This is a genomic window from Geobacillus sp. YHL (assembly GCF_022341265.1).
In the GTDB taxonomy this organism is placed as follows: Bacteria; Bacillota; Bacilli; order Bacillales; family Anoxybacillaceae; genus Geobacillus; species Geobacillus thermoleovorans.
Window position 1 is genome coordinate 43,427 of sequence record NZ_JAEIGB010000016.1, and the last position, 23,953, is coordinate 67,379.

Sequence of the window (23,953 nt, forward strand, 5' to 3'; positions counted from 1 at the left end):
GGGGGAAAGGAACGGATAGAGGCGCGCATGTCGACAAGTCACATGCGCGCCGTTTATTTTTGGCAAACAAGCACAAGCCAGGCAAACCGGCTTGTGCGGTCAGCGGATCGGTTTATATTCCTTAATGACACGCAACGTCTGCAACGTGTCGTCTTCCGGCCCTTGGACAGGGAGGCCGGCAGCCAAGTTCGTCTCAATATACTTCAAGTTTTCTTCCGTGATGATTTCGCCTGGAATAAAAATTGGAATGCCAGGCGGATACACCATCACAAATTCGGCGATGATTCGGCCGGCCGATTCGTGAAACGGTACGACTTCCGTTTCGGCGTAAAACGCATCGCGCGGCGTCAAGGCGAGCGCCGGGATGTCCGGAAGGAGCACTTTCGGCTTGATCCCTTTCTCTGCCTGATGGCTGAACTGCTTCGACAAGCGGCGGAGCGCTTCAACGAGCAGGCTCGCCTCCCGTTCGGTATCGCCCGGGGTGATGATGCACAAAATGTTGTATAAATCGGAAAGCTCGACTTCAATGTTGTACGTTTCGCGCAGCCACCGTTCGACGTCATGGCCGGTCAGCCCGAGCTCTTTAACCGAAATGATGAGCTTTGTCGGATCGTAGTCGTACGTTGCTTCCGTGCCTAAAATCTCTTCGCCGACGCAGTACAAATATGGAATCTCGTTGATTTGCCGACGCGTCCAGTCGGCGAGTCGAATGGCTTTGTCGATGAGTTCACGCCCTTTCGTCGCCAACTGTTTGCGGGCGACATCAAGCGAAGCGAGCAACAAGTACGACGTTGAAGTCGTCGTCAGCATGCTTAAAATCGCCTGCACGTGTTTCGCGGAGACGAGTCCTTCGCGCACATTCAAAATCGAGCTTTGCGTCAGCGATCCGCCGAGCTTATGGACGCTTGTCGCCGCCATATCGGCGCCCGCTTGCATCGCTGAGAGCGGCAAGTCCTCATGAAAATGAATGTGCACGCCGTGCGCTTCGTCGACAAGCACCGGAACGTTGTACGAGTGGGCGATATCGACGATTTTTTTCAAATCGCCGGCAATGCCAAAGTACGTCGGGTTGATGACGAGCACCCCTTTGGCGTCCGGGTGCTGGCGGAGCGCTTTTTCCACTGCTTGCGGCGTAATGCCATGGGAAATGCCAAGCTCCTTGTCGATTTCGGGATGAATGAAAATCGGCGTCGCTCCAGAAAAGACAATGGCCGACATGACCGATTTATGGACGTTGCGCGGCACGATGATTTTATCGCCCGGCCCGGCGACCGACATGACCATCGTCATGATGGCGCCGCTCGTTCCTTGCACGGAAAAAAACGTATAATCGGCGCCGAACGCTTCGGCAGCGAGCTCCTGCGCCCGTTTGATCATCCCTTTTGGATGGTGCAAGTCATCGAGCGGGCTGATGTTGATTAAATCAATCGCCAAGGCGTTGTCTCCGATGAAAGCGCGAAACTCCGGATCCATGCCGGCCCCTTTTTTATGGCCGGGAATGTGAAATTGAACCGGATTTTTTTTCATATGCTCCAACAAACCGGTAAACAATGGTGTCTCGAGTTGCGACAATGGTTTTTCACACCTCTTTATCTCGAGGATAAAACAAGTGCATTATAGCATGGATTTTTCCGTTTGCAAAGAAGAAATGAATGGACGCTGAAAAAGGAAAACAGCGGTTCAAGAGAGAAATAAAAGAAAGACAAAGCAAAAAGGGGGCGTTATCGAAATGAAATGGAGAACGAGGGTGACAGAGCTGCTCGGCATTACATATCCGATCATTCAAGGGGGGCTCGCTTACTTGGCGTACGCTGATTTGGCCGCAGCGGTCTCGAACGCCGGTGGGCTCGGACAAATTACGGCGATGTCGCTCGATGGACCGGAGCAACTGCGCGAGGAAATCCGCAAGGTGAAGGAAAAAACCGATCGGCCGTTCGGCGTCAATTTCGCCATTGGCCAGCACGGCCGCCCGTTTGCTCATATGCTTGAAGCAGCGCTTGATGAGGGGGTGCCGGTCGTTTCGGTCACCGGCGGCAATCCGGCGCCGTTTTTTGAACAATTGAAAGGAACGAACGTGAAAAAGCTCGTGCTCGTTGCCGCCGTCCGCCAGGCAGTGAAAGCAGAGGAGCTCGGTGCTGATGCGGTGATGGTCGTCGGTCAGGAAGGGGGCGGGCATCTCGGCAAATACGATACTGGCACGTTCGTCCTTATTCCGAAAGTCGTTGACTCCGTATCGATTCCGGTCATCGCCTCGGGCGGCATCGCCGATGGACGCGGGTTGATGGCGGCATTGGCGCTTGGAGCGGAAGGGATTGAGATGGGAACGCGGTTTATCGCCACGAAAGAATGTGTTCATGCTCATCCCGCATATAAAGAAATGATTCTCAACGCCACCGAAAACGATACGGTCATCATTAAACGGTCGCTCGGGGCGCCAGGGCGGGTGCTGGCCAACGCCTGGGCGGAAAAAATATTGGAAATCGAGCGCCAAGGCGGTACGTATGATGATTTAAAAGAATATATTAGCGGAGAAGCGAACCGGCGCTTCATTTACGAAGGAAAGGTGGACGAAGGATTCGCTTGGGCCGGGCAGGCGATCGGGCTCATTCACGACGTTCCGTCCGTCGCTGAGTTGTTTGCCCGCATGATGGAAGAGGCGGAACAAATTCGGCGCCGTTGGGCAAACTAACGGTGGAGGTGGAACAATGGGTTATTCCTATCCATTTTCCTACGACTGGTCAACACAAGAAATCATTGATGGTCATAGTTCCCCTGGGATTATCGCTGTGGTATCATTCGAGCCACAACGGAAGCGCGGTAGGTAAACGCACAAATTAGTTGCATACACCCCTTTTTCCACATAATATAATATAAAACAAAATGAAGCAGCACATTCGTGACGGGCGCCGGAAGTTTAGCGGATGATCGAGAAAGGGGTGCGGACGAATATGAAAAAAACCGCCAATTCGCTGAAGCGACCAGATGGAGACAAACGCATGGCGGTGTTGCGGCTCGAACTCGATTACGAATTAGCGACGCTGTACGAGGCCATGATGGAAAACGATGAAGAAAAGAAAAAAGAGTGCAAACGGCGGCTTGAAAAGCTGCGCCAAGAACTGATGCGCCTTCAAGTATGATTCTGATTCAAGGCGAACCATCTTTCCGGTTCGTTTTTTTCTTGAGCCGCATCCGCCCCCGTTCCGGTTGCGATCTATACATAACCGAAGGCAGGAGGAATCAATATGGCAGAAAAATGGGAAGAAATCGACCGATACGCCCGGCAATGGATCGACGAAGCAGGAAAGCGCATCCGCGCCTCGTTTGCCAAACAGCTGACGGTGGAAGCGAAAGAGAACCCGAACGACTTAGTGACGAATGTTGACCGCGCCATTGAGCAGTTTTTCGCCGAGCACATCCGTCGCCAGTTCCCTAGCCACCGCCTGTTGGGGGAAGAAGGATTTGGCGACCGGATCGATGCCTTGGACGGCGTTGTTTGGGTGATTGACCCGATCGACGGCACGATGAATTTCGTTCATCAGCGGCGCCATTTTGCTGTATCGATCGGCATTTTTGAAGATGGCATCGGGCAGCTCGGCTACGTGTATGACGTCGTGTTTGACGAACTGTATGCGGCGCAAAAAGGGCGGGGGGTGTTTTTGAACGGGGAGCCGCTCGGCCTCCTGCAGCCCGCGCCAGTGGCGGAGTCGATCATCGCCATCAACGGGACATGGCTCATGGAAAACAAGCGCCTCGACCATCGCCCGCTCATGAGGCTGGCGAAAGAGGCGCGCGGCACGCGCTCGTATGGTTCAGCGGCGCTTGAGCTCGCGTATGTTGCCGCCGGCCGTTTGGACGCCTACATTTCGCCGCGCCTGTCGCCGTGGGATTTCGCCGGCGGGATGATTTTGATTGAAGAAGCGGGCGGAATGGTGACGACCCTTGACGGGAAGCCGCTGGATCTGCTTGGCCGCAATTCGGTGCTTGCTGCGAAACCTGGGGTGCACGAAGAAATTTTGCGGCGCTATCTTCACGATTGATGAGGCGCGAAATCGCGAAAACGGGACAAGCATCCAGCTTGTCCCGTTTTTCAACGCGTCCGTTTTTTATGGGCGAACCCGGCGCCCATGGCGGCGATCAAGATGACCGTGGAAGCGGCGATGCCGATCAAACTTTGCTCGGCGATGAAGACGCCGATCGCCATGATGGCGGCGACGGCAAGAATGGCGAGCAACAGCGGTACAGGCTCGATCCGTTTCATCCTATTTCGCGCAGGAGACTCCCACTTCAACGACCAAAGGGAGTAAGTGGGAGAGGAATGCGCGTTCCCCCTTTCTTTTGTATATGATAGAATAAAGGCGTGGAGAAAACCGTTCAATAAAGGCACTCCAATAGCTGCTACTCGATGTATGGAGTTGGTTGCAGGAAACGTTGCAACGTAAAACATCGAGCGTAGGTCCGTCTGTTGTGTGTGGAAGCCAAGTACTGCCAACAGACACACCGAGAGAATCGGTAACGATGCAGGCATGACCTGCGTCGTTGGGTAGTCGTCAACCTGCCCCCTGATGCAACCCCAAGTCAAGGAAGGAGGACGAAGTCCGTTTGCACTTCTGGGGAGTGGCAAGCCCCCACTTCAAGCGTTAGCTAAGTGGGGGTAGTTGACTGGGTTGACTCCTTTCTGGCAAAGTGGGCGTCTTTTTCTAGTGTACAGGAAAACATGCCGATTTTCTATCGGTTGTGATATAATAGACAAGCAGTTTGCCGAACAGGAGTGACCGACATTGACGAACAAACGAATCGATCTCCGCAATATCGCGATCATCGCTCACGTCGACCATGGGAAAACGACGCTCGTTGATCAGCTGCTTCGGCAGTCAGGGACGTTCCGCGAAAACGAACAAGTCGCGGAGCGGGCGCTTGACCGCAACGATCTGGAGCGGGAGCGCGGCATTACGATTTTGGCCAAAAACACGGCTGTCTTGTATAAAGGAACGCGCATCAACATTTTGGATACGCCGGGACACGCTGATTTCGGGGGGGAAGTGGAGCGGATCATGCGCCTTGTCGACGGCGTCTTGCTTGTCGTCGATGCGTATGAAGGCTGCATGCCGCAGACGCGGTTTGTGCTGAAAAAGGCGCTTGAGCAGCAGCTTGTGCCGATCGTCGTCGTCAACAAAATCGACCGCGAATTTGCTCGGCCGGCGGAAGTCGTTGATGAGGTGCTCGACCTGTTTATCGAACTTGGTGCTTCTGAGGAGCAGCTCGAGTTTCCAGTCGTGTACACATCGGCGCTGCGCGGGACGGCAAGCCTCGATCCGGATCGCCAGGACGGTGACATGACCGCCTTGTTTGAGACGATCATCGAGCATATTCCGGCGCCGGCGGACAACCGCAACGAACCGTTGCAGTTTCAAGTGGCGTTGCTCGACTATAATGAATATGTCGGACGCATCGGCATCGGCCGCATTTTCCGCGGCACGATGAAAACAGGCCAGCAAGTCGCTCTCTTAAAGCGCGACGGTGCCGTCAAGATGTTTCGTGTCACGAAGCTGTTTGGTTTTATTGGGTTGAAGCGGATTGAGATTGAAGAAGCGCACGCTGGCGACATCGTCGCGGTCGCCGGGATGGAGGACATCAATGTCGGTGAAACGGTTTGCCCGCCCGATCATCAAGAGCCGCTGCCGCCGCTTCGCATCGATGAGCCGACGTTGAAAATGACGTTTCTCGTCAACAACAGCCCGTTTGCGGGGCGCGAAGGCAAATACGTGACGGCGAGAAAGCTGGAGGAGCGGCTTCGCACCCAGCTGGAGACGGATGTCAGTCTGCGCGTTGAGCCGACCGAGTCGCCGGATGCGTGGATTGTCTCCGGCCGCGGGGAGCTTCATTTGGCGATTTTGATTGAAAGCATGCGCCGCGAAGGATACGAACTGCAAGTATCGAAGCCGGAAGTCATTCTAAAAGAGATTGACGGTGTCACGTGCGAGCCGATCGAGCGGGTCGTCATTGACATCCCGGAGGAATATACGGGAGCGATCATGGAGTCGCTCGGCAGCCGCAAGGGCGAGCTCGTCGATATGGTGCACGGCGACAACGGGCAGGTGCGTCTCGTCTTCCTTGTGCCGTCGCGTGGCTTGATCGGCTATCGGAGTGAATTTATGTCGTTGACGCGCGGATATGGAATTTTAAACCATTCGTTTGACCATTATGCCCCCGTGCAGCCTGGCGCCATCGGCGGCCGCCGCCAAGGGGTGCTCGTCTCGATGGAAACCGGAAAGGCGACGGCTTACAGCATCATGCAACTTGAGGATCGCGGCGCCATTTTTGTTGAGCCGGGCACTGAAGTGTACGAAGGGATGATCGTCGGCGAGCATAACCGCGAAAACGACCTGGTCGTCAACATTTGCCGCGAAAAACATGTCACCAACATGCGTTCATCGACGAAAGAACAGACGGTGACGATGAAAAAGCCGCGTCTGTTGACGCTTGAAGAAGCGCTCGAGTATTTGAATGATGATGAATATTGTGAAGTGACGCCAGCCTCGATCCGGTTGCGCAAAAAAATCTTGAATAAAAGCGAGCGTGAAAAGGCGGAGAAGAAAAAGAAAGCGGTTGAGCAGGCGAAATAGCCGGAAGCGCCATGCGCGCGTCTTTAGTTTGCGAACAATCGAAAACGCCTTGGAGAAGGGCGCTATTAGGATGAACGGGAGGGGAATGATGTGAATGTGCTCGAACGGCTCACGTTTTTCGCCTCGCTTTATAAGGTGCACGATCATCCCGAGCGAGGTATGTGGCTATTGTATGTGACAGTGTTGTTGCTTGCCGCGCTTGTGTATCGACTCGGTTTTGCCCGCCGCCTGCCGCTGTTGAAAAACGTCATCATTTACGTCTTGCTGGCGCTTGGCTGCACGGTTTTGACCTTTTTTGCCGTCTTTTTGCCGGTGGCAGAAGGATTGGCCGTCGCCGCCCTCGTATTAATCATTTATAAAGTGCGCCTGAAGCAGGCGAAAGAGGGAGAAAAGTCATGAAATCCGTGCAGGATGCCCTTTATAACTGGCTGACGATCCACATCGTCGCCAAAGCCCGTCCGCACGATGCGGCGGCGCGCGATACGGCCTCGTTTTTCCGCGCCATCTTGGAAAACGACTTTGGTGTGACGGCCGTAGACGCCGTCAAAGATGAAACGAATGGGCAATACATCGTCGAATATGTGCGCGGCGGGGAAACAAAGGCGGCGTGTTTCCCGCTTGAGCTGGCTGAGGCGATGTGGCGGCAGATCGAAGCCGAACCGGAAAAGTATGGATGATGACAACCAAAAAGGCGCGGAAAAGCGATCGCTCTTCCGCACCGTTTTTTTTTGCAGGATCACCAATCATCGTCTGCGCGGCGGCCGCGATAGAAGCGGAACTTTCCTGTTGCCAGCCGCTGTTTCGTTTTTTCGGCGATGCGGTCGTGGCATTCGCGGCACATGTACGTGTGGATCGGGCGGTTGCGCAGCCGCTTGGCGAGCGGCGATTCATCGTCGATCGTATCGATTTGGTCGCAAAGCACGCATTTGACTCTCATTGTTCACCTCAATACATCCAAACGCGAAATGGTAGAGTGTTCTTTCGTTCCCATTATACCACATTTCCCGCCATCGTTTGTTGATTCAAATGCATTTCACTCCCGCTTTCCTCGGAAATGAGCCGCGCTTTCTGTTCCATTATAACCCACACAGAAACCGTTTATCGATTTAAATGTTCATTCGATTGCTTGTTTTGCTGTTCGTTCAGTTGCCGCTCCTCCCGTTCGTTCAGCTGTCCGTCATTTTCTTCGGTCGGCTTCGGCGTCGTTTCAAACAAGTCGCTCGGCACTTCCGGCATCACTCGTCCGACGATGTCGGCGATTTCGTTCATGAACGCTTGCACCGGCCTCCCCTCATCGATTTGCCGGCCGATGTTGCGCACGCGGGTGTAAAGATCTGGGTCAGCGACAATAATAGCGTTCGCGCCGTACGGATCTTTTTGCAATGCTTCGGCGACGGAATATTTGATGGTGCCGACGCGCGAGGCATCCATATTGGCGCCGACGTCAATGCCGACGATGGCATATTTGCCGACGACGAGCGCGGCGGCATTGTGAACGTTTGGAACACGGTCGGCGATTTCTGCAAGCCGGCGGGCGATCTCTTGCCCGGATTTATTCTCGATGCGTTCATCGACTGTATTTTTGACGCGCACGAGTGAACGATTGGACTCGTTCGCTTCATGATCGTTTCCAAACGTGCAGCCGCTGAAAATCAAAAGGGGGAGGAAGAAAACGGCGAGCCAGCAGTTTCTCTTCATAATGGGCCACCTCGACTTTTTTTCTTTAGTTTGCAAATGTCCTTCTATCTTTATACATGTTTTCATATGTTGTATTACAGCCATTCCCATCCAACGGAAAAACATGAAAAACTCACATGGGGGGAAGCGGAATTTGGGAAAAAAAATTTACGTGCTCGATACGAACGTGCTGTTGCAAGATCCGTATTCGATTTTCGCGTTTGAGGATAATGAGGTCGTCATTCCAGCGGTCGTGCTTGAGGAAGTGGATTCGAAAAAGCGATATATGGATGAAATTGGTAGGAATGCCCGCCAAGTGTCAAAGCTCATCGACCGTCTGCGCGAAAACGGCAAGCTGCATGAAAAAATTCCGCTTGAAAACGGAGGGGCGCTTCGCATTGAGTTGAACCATCGTTCGTTTCATCAACTGCAAGAAATTTTTGTCGAAAAAACAAATGACAACCGCATTCTGGCGGTGGCGAAAAATTTATCGCTTGAAGAGCAGGCGAAGGAAGATGGACGCTCTGTCATTTTGGTGAGCAAGGATGCGCTCGTGCGCGTCAAAGCGGATGCCATCGGGCTGCAGGCAGAAGACTTTTTAAGCGACCGCGTCGTTGATGTCGACCATATTTACAGCGGATTTTTGGAGCTGTACATAGGAAAGGACCACCTGCAGCGGTTTTACGACAAAGGGGAGCTCGTGCTCGCTGATATCGCCGACCACCCGTTTTATCCGAACCAGTTCATCATTATGAAAGACGCGTTTGGCAGCTCGGCGTCAGCGATTGGCATTGTCGACCAAAACGGCAAAAAAGTGAAAAAGCTCATCTTCCATCACGAACATATATGGGGCATTCGCCCGCGCAACGTGCAGCAGACGATGGCGTTTGAGCTTCTCATGCGCGACGACATTCCGCTTGTGACGCTAATCGGCAAAGCCGGAACGGGCAAGACGTTGCTTGCCCTTGCCGCGGGGTTGATGCAAACGGAAGATTTGCGCACATACAAAAAATTGCTCGTCGCTCGGCCGATTGTGCCGATGGGGAAAGATCTCGGCTTTCTGCCGGGGGAAAAGGAAGAAAAGCTGCGCCCGTGGATGCAGCCGATTTTTGACAACTTGGAATACTTGTTCAACACGAAAAAACCGGGGGAGCTCGATGCGATTTTAGCCGGCATGAGCTCGATTGAAGTGGAGGCGCTCACGTACATCCGCGGCCGGAGCCTGCCGGAGCAGTTTATCATCATTGATGAGGCGCAAAATTTAACGAAGCATGAAGTGAAGACGATTTTGACACGCGTTGGGGAGAAAAGTAAAATTATTTTAATGGGCGATCCGGAACAGATCGACCATCCGTATTTGGATGAATATAACAACGGGTTGACGTACGTCGTCGAAAAGTTTAAAGACCAAAAAATCGCCGGCCATATCCGGCTCGTCAAAGGGGAGCGTTCGGCGCTCGCACAGCTTGCCGCTGATTTGCTGTAGCTAGGCGTTCCTCAGAGCATCCGCCGTTAAAGAACGGGTGCCAGGCGCGCGGCCCGACGCCGCGAACGTTTCGAAAGGCGCCCGCCGCCTGGGGCGCTGTGGAAAACATCTGGGGTCAAAGCGCTTAAGGCGGTTGAAGGCGTCAAAAGCTCAAACACCGGGCCGCCCCTTCATGGGGCGCCCGGTCATCGGACGACGAGCCGACGCACATGAGTAATCGGCGCCTCGCGGTTGGAGCCGTCGCCAAAATAAATGTGCACCGGACCGTCGTCGCGCAACGGTTTTCCGTTTTGGGAAAAAGCGAAAATCAGGTCGTACGCCTTTTCCAGAGGGATCACGGTTTCTCCATGTTCCGTCTCAATGACAAGTTCAGACGCGTCTTCATGCGGCTCAGCGTTTCGCAAAAATGGGGCGAACGGCATGCCGAACGAGCCGGTGATGATTTTCTCCTTCAAAAAGCGCCGCTCCGTTTTCAACGTCGGCGGAAAAACCGCGCCCTCTTGAATTTCCCGGTCCCAAAATGCCGACAGCTTTTTGATTTCCTCGTCCTCTTGCTCCGCTTCCGTCGGCTGTGGAGCCGGCTCCGAAAAATACGCATCCATGTCCACTTTCCGGTCGTCGAAAATCCAGACGCCGGGGTCAAGCGTGATCGTAAACTTCACCTTTCCTGTCAGCACAATAATATCGTTCATGAAACACCTCTCCTCTGCATGTTCCCACCGTTTTTAGTATAATAATAATGAAAGAGCTTGTCATGTTCCAGGCCCGGTTGCTGTCAACGGTTTCAACTTGCAAAATGGCTTGTTTCACGTTAAGATGTAAAGAAGGATAGGGGAGAGAACGGAGGGATCGATGTGACGGACGAATCGATGAGCTATCGGGAGAAGGCGTACGCGCTTTTACAAGCGGATGCAGAGAAAATCATCCAACTCATCCGCGTGCAAATGGACCATTTGACGATGCCGCAATGTCCGGTGTATGAAGAAGTGCTTGACACGCAAATGTTCGGGTTGTCACGGGAAATTGATTTTGCGGTGCGCCTCGGGCTTGTGGAGGCGAAAGACGGAAAGGCGCTCCTTGACCGGCTTGAGCGCGAACTTTCCACGTTGCACGAGGCCGTGGCCAAAAAGCGCGTGCGATAAAGGATATATAAAACAACTCAAACGATTGGTTTCCCGTCGTTTGAGTTTTTCTGTTTTTCGGCAGGAAAACAGCGCGCCGCTGCGAATGATTTTAAGTACATACATGTTCACAGGGAAGAGGAACGATGGAACGACAATTATGGAAAAAAGTATTGAAGTGCTATGATTATCCGCTGATCACCGCGGTCATCATGCTGTCGTTGTTCGGATTGATTATGGTGTACAGCTCAAGCATGGTCACCGCTGTCATCCGCTTTGAAGTGCCAAGCGACTATTTTTACGAGCGGCAAAAACTGTGGCTGATTGCCGGATTCATCGCGTTCGCCATCATGATGGCGATTCCGTATAAAGTGTGGCGGGCGGAGCGATGGGTGAAACTCGTCTTTTTTGCTTCTCCATTGATGCTGATCGCCGTCGCTTTTCTCGGCCATACGGCCAACAACGCAACAAGCTGGTTTCGCGTCGGGGCGCTTTCGATCCAACCGGCGGAGCTCGCGAAGCTCGGTCTGATTTTATACTTGGCCGCAGCGTTCGCCAACAAGCGGAAGCGGCTGGCCGAGCCGGCGAAAAGCAATTTGTTCCCCATTTATTATACATTGGTGATTTGTTTCCTGATTGCCATACAGCCTGACTTCGGAACGGCGGCGATCGTGTTTGCCATCGCGATGTGCATCATTGTTTCGTCCGGTTTGCGCCTCGTGTTGCTTCTAAAGCAGCTGCTTTTTTTTACATTGATCGGGACGGTGCTGTCACCGTTTTGGCTCCCGGTTGCGGGCAAAAAAATTTTTTCTCCTGAACGGGTATCGCGTCTTTACAGCTTTTTGGATCCCTTTCAATACGCAAACGGCGATGGCTACCAGCTCGTGAATTCGTATTTGGCGATCGGGCTTGGCGGGCTGAAAGGAGTGGGGCTTGGCAAAGGCATTCAAAAATACGGCTACCTGCCAGAGTCGCACACCGATTTTATTATGGCGGTCATCGCCGAAGAGCTCGGATTATTCGGTGTAGCGTTCACGCTTGGGTTATTGGCGTTTATCGTGCTGCGCGGGCTTTGGATTGCCCGCCGCTCCCACGATGCGTTTGGGAGTCTGCTTGCGATCGGCATCTCCGTCATGATCGGCTTTCAAACGTTCATTAACGTTGGTGGGGTCGTTGGCCTTATTCCGATTACAGGGGTGCCGCTGCCGCTCGTCAGCTATGGGGGAACGTCGCTTGTCCTGACCATGGCTTCGCTCGGTCTTTTGGTGAACATTTCGATGTTTGCAAAGTACGAACAACGGTATAAAAAAGCGGAAAAAACGATGGTCAGCAAACAGAAAAGAGGTCTGACTTTTTAGAAAGTGTATTTACAAATCGGCAAAACTTTTATACTTTTATTAAATAAAGGAGGAGGGACAGAATGAGGACAAGACGAATTCGCAAAGTGCTGGCAGCCAACCGGGGAGAGATCGCCATTCGCGTTTTCCGCGCCTGCACGGAGCTTGATATCCGCACCGTGGCGATTTATTCAAAGGAAGACGCCGGATCGTACCACCGCTACAAAGCGGATGAGGCGTATTTAGTCGGGGAAGGGAAAAAACCGATCGAAGCCTACTTGGACATCGAAGGCATCATTGAGATCGCCAAAGCCCACGATGTCGATGCCATCCACCCGGGTTATGGGTTTTTGTCGGAAAACATTCAATTTGCCAAACGGTGCCGCGAAGAGGGGATTATTTTCATCGGCCCGAACGAAGAACATTTGGATATGTTCGGCGATAAAGTGAAAGCGCGCCATGCGGCCATGAAGGCGGGCATTCCGGTCATCCCGGGCAGCGATGGACCGGTCGGCGGCCTTGAAGACGTCGTCCGTTTTGCTGAGACGCACGGATACCCGATCATCATTAAAGCGGCGCTTGGCGGCGGCGGCCGGGGCATGCGCATCGTCCGCTCAAAGTCGGAAGTGAAGGAAGCGTTTGAGCGGGCTAAGTCGGAAGCGAAAGCGGCGTTTGGCAGCGATGACGTTTATGTTGAAAAGCTGATCGAAAAGCCGAAGCATATTGAAGTGCAAATTTTGGGCGACCACGAAGGAAACATCGTTCACCTTTATGAACGCGACTGCTCGGTGCAGCGCCGCCATCAAAAAGTCGTGGAAGTCGCGCCGAGCGTCTCGTTGTCGGACGAGCTGCGCGAGCGCATTTGCGAGGCGGCGGTCCGGCTCATGAGAAGCGTCGGCTACGTCAACGCTGGCACGGTTGAGTTTCTCGTCTCCGGAGATGAGTTTTATTTCATCGAAGTCAATCCGCGCATTCAAGTTGAGCATACGATCACCGAAATGATCACCGGGATTGACATCGTCCAGTCGCAAATTTTAATCGCCGACGGATTTTCGCTCCACAGCCCGGAAGTCGGCATTCCAAAGCAGGAAGACATCCGCATCAACGGCTACGCCATTCAGTCGCGGGTGACGACGGAAGATCCGCTCAACAACTTTATGCCGGATACGGGAAAAATTATGGCGTACCGTTCCGGCGGCGGTTTTGGCGTGCGCTTGGACGCCGGCAATGGCTTCCAAGGGGCGGTCATTACGCCGTATTACGATTCGCTGCTCGTGAAAGTGTCGACATGGGCGTTGACGTTTGAGCAGGCGGCAAGAAAAATGCTGCGCAACTTGCGCGAATTCCGCATCCGCGGCATTAAAACGAACATTCCGTTTTTGGAAAACGTCGTTCAGCATCCGAAATTTTTGTCGGGGGAATACGATACGTCATTTATCGATACGACGCCGGAATTGTTTGTATTCCCGCGCCGAAAAGACCGCGGGACGAAAATGCTTACGTACATCGGCACCGTGACGGTCAACGGCTTCCCTGGCATCGGCAAAAAGAAAAAGCCGGTGTTTGACAAACCGCGCGTGCCGAAGGTGAGCCAAACGGAACCGATCCCAGCGGGAACGAAGCAAATTTTGGATGAACGCGGACCTGAAGGGCTTGTTCGCTGGATCCAAGAGCAGCCGCGCGTGCTCTTGACCGATACGACGTTCCGTGACGCTCATCAGTCGTTGTTGGCGACCCGCGTCCGCACGATCGACTTGTTGCGGATCGCTGAGCCGACGGCGCGTTTGCTGCCCAACTTATTCTCGCTTGAGATGTGGGGCGGGGCGACGTTTGATGTGGCGTACCGCTTTTTGAAGGAGGATCCGTGGGACCGCCTCCTGAAGCTGCGCGAGCGCATTCCAAACGTGCTGTTCCAGATGCTGCTTCGGTCGGCCAACGCCGTGGGGTATAAAAACTATCCCGACAACGTCATCCGCGAGTTCGTCGACAAATCAGCGCAAGCCGGCATTGATGTGTTCCGCATTTTCGACAGCCTAAACTGGGTGAAAGGGATGACGGTGGCGATCGATGCCGTCCGGCAAAGCGGCAAAATCGCCGAGGCGGCTATTTGCTATACGGGCGATATTTTAGACCCGAATCGGCCGAAGTACAATTTGGATTATTACAAAGCCTTGGCGAAAGAGCTCGAGCAAGCCGGAGCGCACATTTTAGGCATTAAGGATATGGCTGGTCTGTTGAAGCCGCAGGCGGCGTACGTGCTCATTTCCGCGCTTAAGGAGACGGTCAGCATTCCGATCCATTTGCATACGCACGATACGAGCGGCAACGGTATTTACACGTACGCCAAAGCGATCGAAGCCGGCGTCGATATCGTCGATGTCGCCGTCAGCTCGATGGCCGGCTTGACGTCGCAGCCGAGCGCCAATACGCTCTACTATGCCCTTGAAGGAACGGAGCGGGCGCCGGAGGTTGATATTTACGGCCTTGAGCAGTTGGCCCGCTATTGGGAAGACGTGCGCAAATTTTATCAAGAGTTTGAAAGCGGCATGAACGCGCCGCATACGGAAGTATACATGCATGAGATGCCAGGCGGCCAGTACAGCAACCTGCAACAGCAGGCGAAAGCGGTCGGCCTCGGCGATCGGTGGGATGAAGTGAAAGAAATGTACCGCCGCGTCAACGACTTGTTCGGCGACATCGTCAAAGTGACGCCATCATCGAAAGTCGTCGGCGACATGGCGCTTTACATGGTGCAAAACAATTTGACGGAGCAAGACATTTTTGAACGCGGCGAAACGCTTAATTTCCCAGACTCGGTCGTGGAGTTTTTCGAAGGCTATTTAGGCCAGCCGCATGGCGGGTTTCCGAAAGAGTTGCAGCGCATTATTTTGAAAGGGCGCGAACCGATCACCGTTCGCCCGGGCGAGCTGCTTGAGCCGGTTGATTTCGAGCAAATCAAGCGGGAGCTGTATGACAAGCTCGGCCGCGAAGTGACCGACTTTGACGCCATTGCCTATGCGCTTTATCCGAAAGTGTTTTTGGAATATGCCGAAACGGTCGAAAAATACGGCGATATTTCAGTGCTCGATACACCGACGTTCCTGTATGGCATGCGCCTTGGCGAGGAAATTGAAGTGGAGATCGAGCGCGGCAAAACGCTCATCGTCAAACTCGTCTCCATCGGCCAGCCTCAGGCGGACGGCACACGCGTCGTTTACTTCGAGCTGAACGGCCAGCCGCGCGAAGTCATCATCCGCGATGAAAGCATCAAAGCGGCCGTTGCTGAGCGCATCAAGGCCGATCGGACGAATCCGAACCACATTGCCGCCACGATGCCGGGCACGGTGGTGAAAGTGCTCGTGGAGAAAGGGGAAAAAGTCGACAAAGGCGACCATTTGATGGTAACGGAAGCCATGAAGATGGAAACGACGGTGCAGGCGCCGTTTGCCGGCATTGTCAAAGACATTTACGTCAAAAGCGGCGACGCCATTCAGGCGGGCGATTTGCTGATTGAGCTGTCCAAATGAAACGGTCTATACCGAACAAAAAAAGGGGTGCCCAAGTTTTGGCGGGCATCCCTTTTTGTTTGCGGATGGATGGCCGTCATTTCAACGTGGCCGGCGCCGCTTCCTCGGCTGAGTGGTCGGCGGCTTTTACCGGCGCCCGGCGGGTGCGGAGCGCCAAGAGCAATAAATAGCTGAGCACGCCGAACAGGCAGGAAATGAAAAAGGCATGCGCCAAGGCAATGTATAAATTCAGCTGCGTAAAAACGACAAGCGCTCCGGTTGTCATTTGCGCGAGCACGAGCAAAAGGGCGATGAGCCATCCGTAGTAGATGACCGGCTGCCTGCGGTAATGGCGGACGGCATGTATCGCGGCGGCAGCGATCCAAATGATGATGACAAGAGCGGCCAATCGATGGCCCATCTGCACCCATTCATGAAACTGAACCGGGAGGAGGCGCGTTTTCGCGCAAAGCGGCCAGCTCGGACAAGCGAGGCTGGCGTTCGTATGGCGCACGAGCGCCCCGGTGTAGACGACGATGTATGAGTATATGGTGATGCCGTAAATATGAAACCGCATTTTGCCGTCAAGCGAAAGGGAAGCGGCGGAAAACGTTTTGTCGATTTCAAAAATCAATAGCGTCAATAGCAGCACAGCGGCAAACGAAATGAGTGAAATGCCGAAATGCAAGGCGAGGACGAAATCGGACTGCCCCCACACGACCGCGGCGGCGCCGATCAGCCCTTGCAAGACGAGAAAGACAAACGATATGACAGCTAAAAACTTTGTCTCCCGCACATGGCCAATGGCTCTCCACGCCCAGATGGAAAGGATGAGCACCATGATGCCGGCAAAGCCGGAAACGAGTCGATGGCTCAGCTCGATGATGAGCTCAGGCGTAATCTGATCCGGCACCCATTGGCCGTTGCACAGCGGCCATGATCGGCCGCACCCCATGCCGGAGCCGGTTTTGGTCACAAGCGCTCCGCCAATTAAAACAAACAACATTGCCAACGTGGTTGCCGAGGCAAACCATTTCAGTGAACGTTGCAAAATCTTCACCTTCTTGTATTGAGAAACTGTGATTTTGTCCATATTAGTAAAGTGATGGATTTTATTGCAGCCAACCGTGCTGCCAAGCCAAATCTATTTTACACGATGGCGGCCGGAAACACAAAATGACGTTTGCATATTGAATAAGTCGATTAAGTTTGCTAGAAATATTAATGGGACAAGCGAATGAACCGTTTGGGGCATACGGATTCAAAAATTTGACACAAATTATTCAAAAAAAGTTCACATGATGAGGAAAAAATGTGATTTAATATAAAGAGGAAACAGCCCGTTTTGGCTATTTGGCGTTGGAAAGAATTTCAGGCAACATCACGGCGCCGGCCGGGCAAGGAGCGGCGCAGCGAGGAGGAACAGGAGACATGGCCGAATTGAAAGCGGTGCACCAGGATGCGGCCGATGCCGGTCATCGCTCGCATGTGAGCGTCAAGGCAGTTTGGAGAGAGTTGTCGTCTGTTGTGAAAATCGGAATCGTCAATTCCAATTTGATTACGACGTTCGCCGGGATGTGGCTGGCGTTTTATTTTACTGGGGAACACTTTTTGGAGAACCTGCATCTTGTCTTTTTCACACTGTTTGGAGCAGCGCTTGTCATCGCGGGTTCATGCGCCATCAACAACTACATTGACCGCGACATTGATCAATATATGGAGCGAACGAAAGCGCGCCCGACCGTCACCGGGACGATGGATCCGCGGCGGGTGCTTTGGCTTGGGATTGGTCTTGTCGCAATCGGCGAGATGAGCTTGCTTATGACAACGGTTACGGCTGCCGTCGTTGGATTGATCGGTATGGTGACATACGTCTTTTTATACACGCTTTGGACGAAGCGCCATTACACGATCAACACCGTTGTCGGCAGCATTTCCGGCGCGGTGCCGCCGGTGATCGGCTGGACGGCGGTTGATCCGGATTTCCATATTGTTCCGTTCATCCTGTTTTTAATCATGTTTTTGTGGCAGCCGCCGCACTTTTTGGCGTTGGCGATGAAGCGGTGTGAAGAATACCGCACCGCCGGCATCCCGATGCTGCCGGTCGTCCATGGATTCGCCATGACGAAGCGGCAAATCATCGTTTGGGTGGCGTGTTTGCTGCCGTTGCCGTTTTACTTGTTCTCGCTTGGCGTTCCATTTTTAATCGTGGCCACGCTGCTCAATGTCGGCTGGCTGCTGCTGGGATTGGCAGGTTTGAAAATGAAAGATGACATCAAATGGGCGAAGTGGATGTTCGTCTATTCGCTCAATTACTTGACGATTTTGTTCGTGGCGATGGTCATCGCGACGCTTTGGTGAATTAAGATAAAATTCTTTCTTTAGTGAAAGAATTTATATACATTTATCCATCAAAGAAAGAGGGGTTTGATTAGGCTATGAACAAGGGGCTCTGTAACTGGCGCTTATTTTCCCTGTTCGGGATGATGGCGCTGTTGCTCGCCGGTTGCGGCAAACCGTTTTTATCGACGCTCCAGCCCGCCGGTGAAGTAGCGGACATGCAGTATTCGCTCATGTTGTTGAGCACATCGATCATGGTGCTCGTCATTGTCGTCGTGGCGATCATCTTCGTTTACGTTGTCATCCGCTTCCGGCGGCGCAAGGGGGAAGAAAATAAAATCCCGAAGCAAGTGGAAGGAAGTCATAAGCTGGAAATTATCTGGACTGTCATTCCGATCATCCTCTTGCTCATTTTGGCCGTGCCGACGGTATCAACCACGTTTAAACTGGCTGATGTCAAGGCGATGAACGACAAAAAACGCGATAAGGATACAGTTGTCGTCAATGTTCGCGCCAACCAATACTGGTGGGAGTTTGAATATCCGGATTACGGCATTATCACGAGCCAAGATTTGGTCGTGCCGACGAATGAAAAAGTGTATTTCAACTTGATTGCGTCGGATGTCAAACATTCGTTCTGGATTCCGGCGGTCGGCGGCAAAATGGATACGAACACCGACAACAAAAACCAATTTTGGCTTGTTTTTGACCAAAAGGCGACCGATAAAGCCGGCGGCGTCTTTTACGGCAAATGTGCGGAGCTTTGCGGTCCGTCCCATGCGCTGATGGATTTTAAAGTTCGGCCGTTGCCGCGCGACCAATTTGACGCCTGGGTGAAAAAGATGCAAAATGCGAAAAAACCGGTTGTCACCGATCCGGTCGCCAAAGAAGGGGAAGCGATTTTCAATAAAAGCTGTATTGGCTGCCATGCGGTGACGCCTGTGGACAAGCGTCCGGTGCAAGCGCGCACGGCGCCGAACTTGGCGGATTTTGGCGATCGCGAACGAATCGCCGGTATTTTGGAGCATAACGAAGAAAATCTGAAAAAATGGCTGAGAGACCCGAATAGCGTGAAGCCTGGAAATAAAATGGCGGGTACATATGGCCACTTGACGGAAGAGCAAATTGACGCATTGGCGAAATATTTGATGAGCTTAAAAGTGGAATAAAGCATGAGAAGGAGGTTTCACCGTGAGTACAATCGCGCGCAAAAAGGGTGTTGGCGCCGTTTTGTGGGATTATTTGACAACGGTCGACCATAAAAAAATCGCCCATCTGTACTTGATTTCCGGCGGGTTTTTCTTCCTGCTCGGTGGTCTCGAGGCGTTGTTCATCCGCATTCAGCTCGCCAAGCCGAACAACGATTTCCTTGTCGGCGGCTTGTATAACGAAGTGCTGACGATGCATGGAACGACGATGATTTTCTTGGCTGCGATGCCGCTTGTTTTCGCCTTTATGAACGCAGTCGTGCCGCTGCAGATCGGCGCGCGCGACGTCGCGTTCCCGTTTTTGAACGCTCTTGGATTCTGGATGTTTTTCTTCGGTGGTTTGTTTTTGAACTGTTCATGGTTTTTAGGCGGCGCACCGGACGCTGGTTGGACGTCGTATGCGTCGCTGTCGCTTGACTCAAAAGCGCATCATGGCATCGACTTTTATACGCTCGGGCTGCAAATTTCCGGCTTCGGAACGATCATGGGTGCCATTAACTTTCTTGTGACGATCATCAACATGCGCGCTCCGGGCATGACGTTTATGCGCATGCCGATGTTCACATGGGCGACGTTTGTGACGTCGGCGCTCATCTTGTTTGCGTTTCCGCCGCTTACGGTCGGCTTGATTTTCATGATGATGGATCGATTGTTTGGCGGCAACTTCTTTAACCCAGCTGCCGGCGGCAATACGATCATTTGGGAGCACTTGTTCTGGGTATTCGGCCATCCGGAAGTCTACATCCTTGTCTTGCCGGCGTTCGGCATTTTCTCGGAAATTTTCGCGACGTTCTCGCGCAAGCGGCTGTTCGGTTATTCGTCAATGGTGTTTGCGACGGTGCTTATTGCTTTCTTAGGGTTCATGGTATGGGCGCACCATATGTTCACGGTCGGGATGGGGCCGATTGCGAACGCCATCTTTGCCGTCGCGACGATGACGATCGCCGTTCCGACAGGAGTCAAAATTTTCAACTGGCTGTTTACGATGTGGGGCGGAAGCATCAAATTCACAACGCCGATGCATTATGCCGTCGCCTTCATCCCGTCGTTCGTCATGGGCGGGGTGACCGGGGTCATGTTGGCGTCGGCGGCGGCGGACTATCAATACCATGACAGCTATTTCGTCGTTGCGCACTTCCATTACGTCATCGTCGGCGGGGTTGTGTTCGCTTTGCTCGCGGGCACGCATTATTGGTGGCCGAAAATGTTTGGCCGCATGCTGAATGAAACGCTCGGCAAAATTACGTTCTGGCTGTTCTTTATCGGGTTCCATTTAACGTTCTTTATTCAGCACTTCCTTGGTTTGACAGGGATGCCGCGGCGCGTGTTTACGTATTTGCCGCATCAAGGATGGGAGACTGGCAACTTGATCAGTACGATCGGCGCGTTCTTTATGGCGGCCGCCACGGTCATTTTGCTCATTAACATTGTAGTGACGACGGCCAAAGGGGAAAAAGTGCCGGGCGATGCGTGGGGCGACGGCCGCACGCTCGAATGGGCGATCGCTTCGCCGCCGCCGGTGTACAACTTTGCGCAAACACCGCTTGTCCGCGGCTTGGATGCTTTCTGGCTCGAAAAAATGGAAGGCAAAAAAGAATTGACGCCAGCCGAACCGCTTGGCGACATCCATATGCCGAATTCGTCGTTCCTGCCGTTTGTCATTGCGTTTGGTCTGTTTGTCGCCGCCTTCGGCTTTACGTATCATAATGACGCCGGATGGGGCTTGCCGGTCGGCATTCTCGGCCTGCTCATTACGCTCGGTTCGATGTTCTTGCGTTCGGTGATTGATGATCACGGCTTCCACATCCATAAAGAAGAAGTGCTTGAACTTGAGAAGAAGGGGGCGAACGCCTGATGCATGCAGAGGAAAAATTGACGGCCGAGACGTTTCCGGCCGCGCCGGAACGCGCCACCCTTGAGGGGAAAAATAAGTTTCTTGGCTTCTGGCTCTTTTTAGGCGGAGAGACGGTGCTGTTCGCCTCTCTCTTCGCCACCTATTTGGCGCTCAAAGATAAAACGAACGGCGGCCCTTCGGCGGAAGAACTGTTCCAAATGCCGGTCGTGTTCATGGCGACGATGCTGCTGCTAACCAGCAGCTTGACGAGCGTGTATGCCATTTATCATATGAAAAACTTTGACTTTAAAAAGATGCAGCTCTGGTTTGGCATTACCGTTTTGCTTGGCGCCGGCTTTTTGGGCTTGGAAATTTACGAGTTCAATGAATATGTGCATGAAGGCCATAAGTTTACGACCAGCGCTTTCGCTTCAGCATTCTACACGCTCGTTGGCACGCACGGAAGCCACGTCGCGTTCGGGTTGCTTTGGATTTTGACGCTCATGATTCGCAATGCTAAGCGTGGGTTGAATTTATACAACGCCCCGAAATTTTACGTCGCAAGCCTGTATTGGCACTTCATTGACGTTGTCTGGGTGTTCATTTTTACCGTTGTATATTTGATGGGAATGGTGGGGTGAACGTATGGCGAATCAAACGAATTCAGGAAATGAACGCGTCGATTTGGCGTATCGCCGGCGGAAAAACGCGGAAGAGATGCGCCATCAAATGATTGCATTCGTTTTGATGATTTTGTTGACGCTCATCGCCTTCGCCGCCGTTGGTTACGAAGAGTTTTCCCATTGGTTTGTCGTTCCGTTTATTTTGCTTTTAGCCGCCGTGCAGGTCGCATTTCAGCTGTATTATTTCATGCACATGAGCCATAAAGGCCACGAATTCCCGGCGATGTTTATTTACGGCGGTGTGGCGGTTATGCTTTTGCTCGTTTGGGCGTTTACAACAGTCATTTGGTGGTAAGAAAAGGGGGAATCGGTTTTGCGCCGGTTTCCCCTTTTTTGAATAGCTGTGGCGCGGCGTCTTGTAGTATAATGGGAAAGGACCAATCAGGAGGGGATTCGTATGTTTCAATCGCTGCAAATGTTTGGCCCCGTCGCCCTTTGGAGTCCGTTTTTTTTGCTTGTGTTAGCGGCGGTTGCATTGCTGTACATGGGGATCACCGGGCCATGGCGGCAGCGTTTCGGCCTCGGTGATGCCGTTTCGGGGAAGCAGAAAGCATATTTTTTGACCGGGATTGCGCTTCTTTATATATGCAAAGGGTCTCCGCTGGATTTGATGGGCCATTTGACGTTCACCGCCCATATGGTGCAAATGGCAGTGCTGTATTTGATCGTGCCGCAATGTTTTATTTTAGGCATTCCGGCGCCGCTTTATGAGCGAGCGTTCCGTTTCGCAGCGGTGCGCCGCGTGTTTCGGTTGTTGACAAAGCCGATTGTGGCGCTGCTGCTGTTTAACGGTTTGTTTTCGCTTTATCACGTTCCATTCATTTTTGACGCTGTGAAAATGAATATGTGGCTGCATGCGTTTGTTACCTCGGTCATTTTCGTTGCCGCGTTTTGCATGTGGTGGCCGCTTGTCAACAAGCTGCCCGATTGGCAAACGTTGTCCGGCCTAAAAAAAATGGGTTACATTTTCGCTGACGGCATGCTGTTGACCCCGGCTTGCGCGCTCATCATTTTTACCGATACGCCGCTTTATGCGACGTATACGGACCCGAAAGCATGGATGGCCGCGCTGGCTCTATGCGTTCCTCAGGGGACGCTGGCTTCGCTTGATTTGACCGGGCCGCAAATGTTTTTATCGATGTCCCCGCTCCATGACCAGCAGCTCGGCGGAGTGTTGATGAAAATCATCCAGGAAATCGTGTACGGGACGATGCTGTTCTTCATCTTCACCGAATGGTATCGGAAGGAGCGGGAGAAAGAGCCAAGCATGGATATGGAGCTGCGGCCGACCAAACTGTAAAGCGCGGTTGGCCGCTAAACGATGAACAAAGAAGAAAGGGAGAGAAGCGATGGCCGTTTTACCGACAATCAGCACGAGCTGCATCGTGATCAGCGCTTTGCTTGTTGCTTATGGGTGGTATTTGATCAGCCGCAGGCGGATCGAAGCGCATAAAAAGGTGATGCTGACGGCAGCGGTGTTTGCTTTGCTGTTTTTCACCATTTACATGTCGCGGACGTTGTTTATCGGCAATACGAGCTTTGGCGGGCCGGAGAACGTCAAAGTGTACTATACGCTGTTTCTTATTTTCCATATTGTGCTGGCGACAGTTGGCGCCGTATTTGGCCTTGTCACGATTTGGACGGGATTGAAAGACAAGAGGGCCCGCCATCGTCGGCTTGGGCCGATCACCAGCATCATTTGGTTTGGCAGCGCCTCAACCGGGGTCGTCGTCTATTGGCTGCTTTATGTCCTCTATCCAGGGGGCCAAACAACGTCGCTCATCAAGGCGGTGCTCGGTTTTTAACCGGCGGGCAAGGAGCAAGGGCAGGGATGGCTGCATAACATATATATAGATGCAACCAAAACGTTTAACATATCTTGGATAGAAAAGCCACTTATCGATTTTTCGACTGTCGAGGGCAAGCCGCAGGCTTGCCCCCGTCACGCCAAGGCGTGACGGAAGACCGAACAACGACTCGCTTTCCAAGACCCATTCATGGGTCTGAAAGCGGTGTTGTTCGGTCACTCGGCAGTCGGATGCAATGACCGGTAAAAACGAAAAATGTTAAAGCTTTAAATTGCATCTATATAGAATACAACGTGCCTGTATAGACGTGATTTTGTGCAGCGGGGGGGG

At 52.8% G+C, this 23,953-nt stretch carries 23 protein-coding genes; 17 read left to right on the forward strand and 6 right to left on the reverse strand.

Annotation, left to right across the window (positions count from 1 at the left end; genetic code table 11):
* Positions 1–99: 99 nt before the first annotated feature.
* Complete coding sequence (locus tag JCR24_RS13010; protein WP_011230565.1) at positions 100–1,572, reverse strand: aminotransferase class I/II-fold pyridoxal phosphate-dependent enzyme; 1,473 nt, start codon at positions 1,570–1,572, stop codon at positions 100–102.
* A 157-nt stretch (positions 1,573–1,729) separates the two neighbouring features.
* Between JCR24_RS13010 and JCR24_RS13015 the strand changes: the two genes are divergently transcribed.
* The 3 genes from JCR24_RS13015 to JCR24_RS13025 all read left to right on the forward strand — a co-directional run bounded on the left by JCR24_RS13015 (position 1,730) and on the right by JCR24_RS13025 (position 4,037).
* Entirely contained in the window at positions 1,730–2,689 is a 960-nt protein-coding gene (locus JCR24_RS13015; protein ID WP_015374337.1) for an NAD(P)H-dependent flavin oxidoreductase, read from the forward strand.
* Positions 2,690–2,921: 232 nt separating this feature from the next.
* Entirely contained in the window at positions 2,922–3,137 is a 216-nt protein-coding gene (locus tag JCR24_RS13020) for a hypothetical protein (protein WP_013145893.1), read from the forward strand.
* Between the two features lie 105 nt (positions 3,138–3,242).
* Positions 3,243–4,037, forward strand: coding sequence for an inositol monophosphatase family protein (locus tag JCR24_RS13025; protein WP_013523314.1), 795 nt, complete (start codon positions 3,243–3,245; stop codon positions 4,035–4,037).
* A gap of 50 nt (positions 4,038–4,087) precedes the next feature.
* Here the strand turns inward: JCR24_RS13025 and JCR24_RS13030 are convergent, their stop codons facing one another.
* A complete protein-coding gene (locus JCR24_RS13030; RefSeq protein WP_014195347.1) occupies positions 4,088–4,258 on the reverse strand; it encodes a DUF5325 family protein in 171 nt (56 codons plus the stop codon).
* 520 nt (positions 4,259–4,778) lie between these two features.
* On the opposite strand from JCR24_RS13030, the gene typA reads away from it, so the two are divergent.
* From typA to JCR24_RS13045, 3 genes are all read left to right on the forward strand, one after another.
* Entirely contained in the window at positions 4,779–6,623 is a 1,845-nt protein-coding gene (gene typA / locus JCR24_RS13035) for a translational GTPase TypA (protein WP_238980762.1), read from the forward strand.
* Positions 6,624–6,713: 90 nt separating this feature from the next.
* Positions 6,714–7,022, forward strand: a complete 309-nt coding sequence (locus tag JCR24_RS13040; RefSeq protein ID WP_011230571.1) for a YlaH-like family protein — start codon at positions 6,714–6,716, stop codon at positions 7,020–7,022.
* Positions 7,019–7,300, forward strand: coding sequence for a hypothetical protein (locus JCR24_RS13045; protein ID WP_011230572.1), 282 nt, complete (start codon positions 7,019–7,021; stop codon positions 7,298–7,300). Before JCR24_RS13040 ends, JCR24_RS13045 begins: the two co-directional genes overlap by 4 nt.
* A gap of 59 nt (positions 7,301–7,359) precedes the next feature.
* Here JCR24_RS13045 and JCR24_RS13050 read toward each other — a convergent pair whose 3' ends face one another.
* Positions 7,360–7,560 carry a YlaI family protein gene (locus JCR24_RS13050; protein WP_011230573.1) on the reverse strand — a complete coding sequence of 67 codons (201 nt, stop codon included), beginning with the start codon at positions 7,558–7,560 and terminating at the stop codon, positions 7,360–7,362.
* 161 nt (positions 7,561–7,721) lie between these two features.
* Positions 7,722–8,321: a YhcN/YlaJ family sporulation lipoprotein gene (locus JCR24_RS13055; protein ID WP_011230574.1), complete on the reverse strand. Its 600-nt coding sequence runs from the start codon at positions 8,319–8,321 to the stop codon at positions 7,722–7,724.
* A gap of 103 nt (positions 8,322–8,424) precedes the next feature.
* On the opposite strand from JCR24_RS13055, the gene JCR24_RS13060 reads away from it, so the two are divergent.
* A complete protein-coding gene (locus tag JCR24_RS13060) occupies positions 8,425–9,786 on the forward strand; it encodes a PhoH family protein (protein WP_015731675.1) in 1,362 nt (453 codons plus the stop codon).
* A gap of 185 nt (positions 9,787–9,971) precedes the next feature.
* On the opposite strand, the gene JCR24_RS13065 is transcribed toward JCR24_RS13060, so the two are convergent.
* Positions 9,972–10,478: a molybdopterin-binding protein gene (locus tag JCR24_RS13065; protein WP_011230576.1), complete on the reverse strand. Its 507-nt coding sequence runs from the start codon at positions 10,476–10,478 to the stop codon at positions 9,972–9,974.
* Positions 10,479–10,640: 162 nt separating this feature from the next.
* Between JCR24_RS13065 and JCR24_RS13070 the strand changes: the two genes are divergently transcribed.
* From JCR24_RS13070 to pyc, 3 genes are all read left to right on the forward strand, one after another.
* On the forward strand, positions 10,641–10,928 hold the full coding sequence (locus JCR24_RS13070) for an Fpa/YlaN family protein (RefSeq protein WP_011230577.1): 288 nt from the start codon (positions 10,641–10,643) through the stop codon (positions 10,926–10,928).
* A 125-nt stretch (positions 10,929–11,053) separates the two neighbouring features.
* Positions 11,054–12,265, forward strand: a complete 1,212-nt coding sequence (ftsW, locus tag JCR24_RS13075; protein WP_011230578.1) for a putative lipid II flippase FtsW — start codon at positions 11,054–11,056, stop codon at positions 12,263–12,265.
* Positions 12,266–12,327: 62 nt separating this feature from the next.
* Complete coding sequence (pyc, locus tag JCR24_RS13080) at positions 12,328–15,771, forward strand: pyruvate carboxylase (protein ID WP_053413753.1); 3,444 nt, start codon at positions 12,328–12,330, stop codon at positions 15,769–15,771.
* Positions 15,772–15,847: 76 nt separating this feature from the next.
* Here the strand turns inward: pyc and JCR24_RS13085 are convergent, their stop codons facing one another.
* Positions 15,848–16,801: a COX15/CtaA family protein gene (locus JCR24_RS13085; RefSeq protein WP_238980763.1), complete on the reverse strand. Its 954-nt coding sequence runs from the start codon at positions 16,799–16,801 to the stop codon at positions 15,848–15,850.
* A 380-nt stretch (positions 16,802–17,181) separates the two neighbouring features.
* On the opposite strand from JCR24_RS13085, the gene cyoE reads away from it, so the two are divergent.
* From cyoE to JCR24_RS13120, 7 genes are all read left to right on the forward strand, one after another.
* Positions 17,182–18,111, forward strand: a complete 930-nt coding sequence (gene cyoE, locus JCR24_RS13090) for a heme o synthase (RefSeq protein WP_238980764.1) — start codon at positions 17,182–17,184, stop codon at positions 18,109–18,111.
* A gap of 77 nt (positions 18,112–18,188) precedes the next feature.
* Positions 18,189–19,259, forward strand: a complete 1,071-nt coding sequence (gene coxB / locus JCR24_RS13095; protein ID WP_238980765.1) for a cytochrome c oxidase subunit II — start codon at positions 18,189–18,191, stop codon at positions 19,257–19,259.
* Between the two features lie 22 nt (positions 19,260–19,281).
* On the forward strand, positions 19,282–21,153 hold the full coding sequence (gene ctaD, locus JCR24_RS13100; RefSeq protein ID WP_238980766.1) for a cytochrome c oxidase subunit I: 1,872 nt from the start codon (positions 19,282–19,284) through the stop codon (positions 21,151–21,153).
* A complete protein-coding gene (ctaE, locus tag JCR24_RS13105) occupies positions 21,153–21,773 on the forward strand; it encodes a cytochrome c oxidase subunit III (RefSeq protein WP_011230584.1) in 621 nt (206 codons plus the stop codon). Before ctaD ends, ctaE begins: the two co-directional genes overlap by 1 nt.
* A gap of 4 nt (positions 21,774–21,777) precedes the next feature.
* Positions 21,778–22,110, forward strand: coding sequence for a cytochrome c oxidase subunit IVB (gene ctaF / locus JCR24_RS13110; protein ID WP_013145877.1), 333 nt, complete (start codon positions 21,778–21,780; stop codon positions 22,108–22,110).
* Positions 22,111–22,212: 102 nt separating this feature from the next.
* Complete coding sequence (gene ctaG / locus JCR24_RS13115) at positions 22,213–23,115, forward strand: cytochrome c oxidase assembly factor CtaG (RefSeq protein ID WP_238980767.1); 903 nt, start codon at positions 22,213–22,215, stop codon at positions 23,113–23,115.
* Positions 23,116–23,164: 49 nt separating this feature from the next.
* Positions 23,165–23,620 carry a DUF420 domain-containing protein gene (locus JCR24_RS13120; RefSeq protein ID WP_011230587.1) on the forward strand — a complete coding sequence of 152 codons (456 nt, stop codon included), beginning with the start codon at positions 23,165–23,167 and terminating at the stop codon, positions 23,618–23,620.
* Positions 23,621–23,953 lie beyond the last annotated feature (333 nt).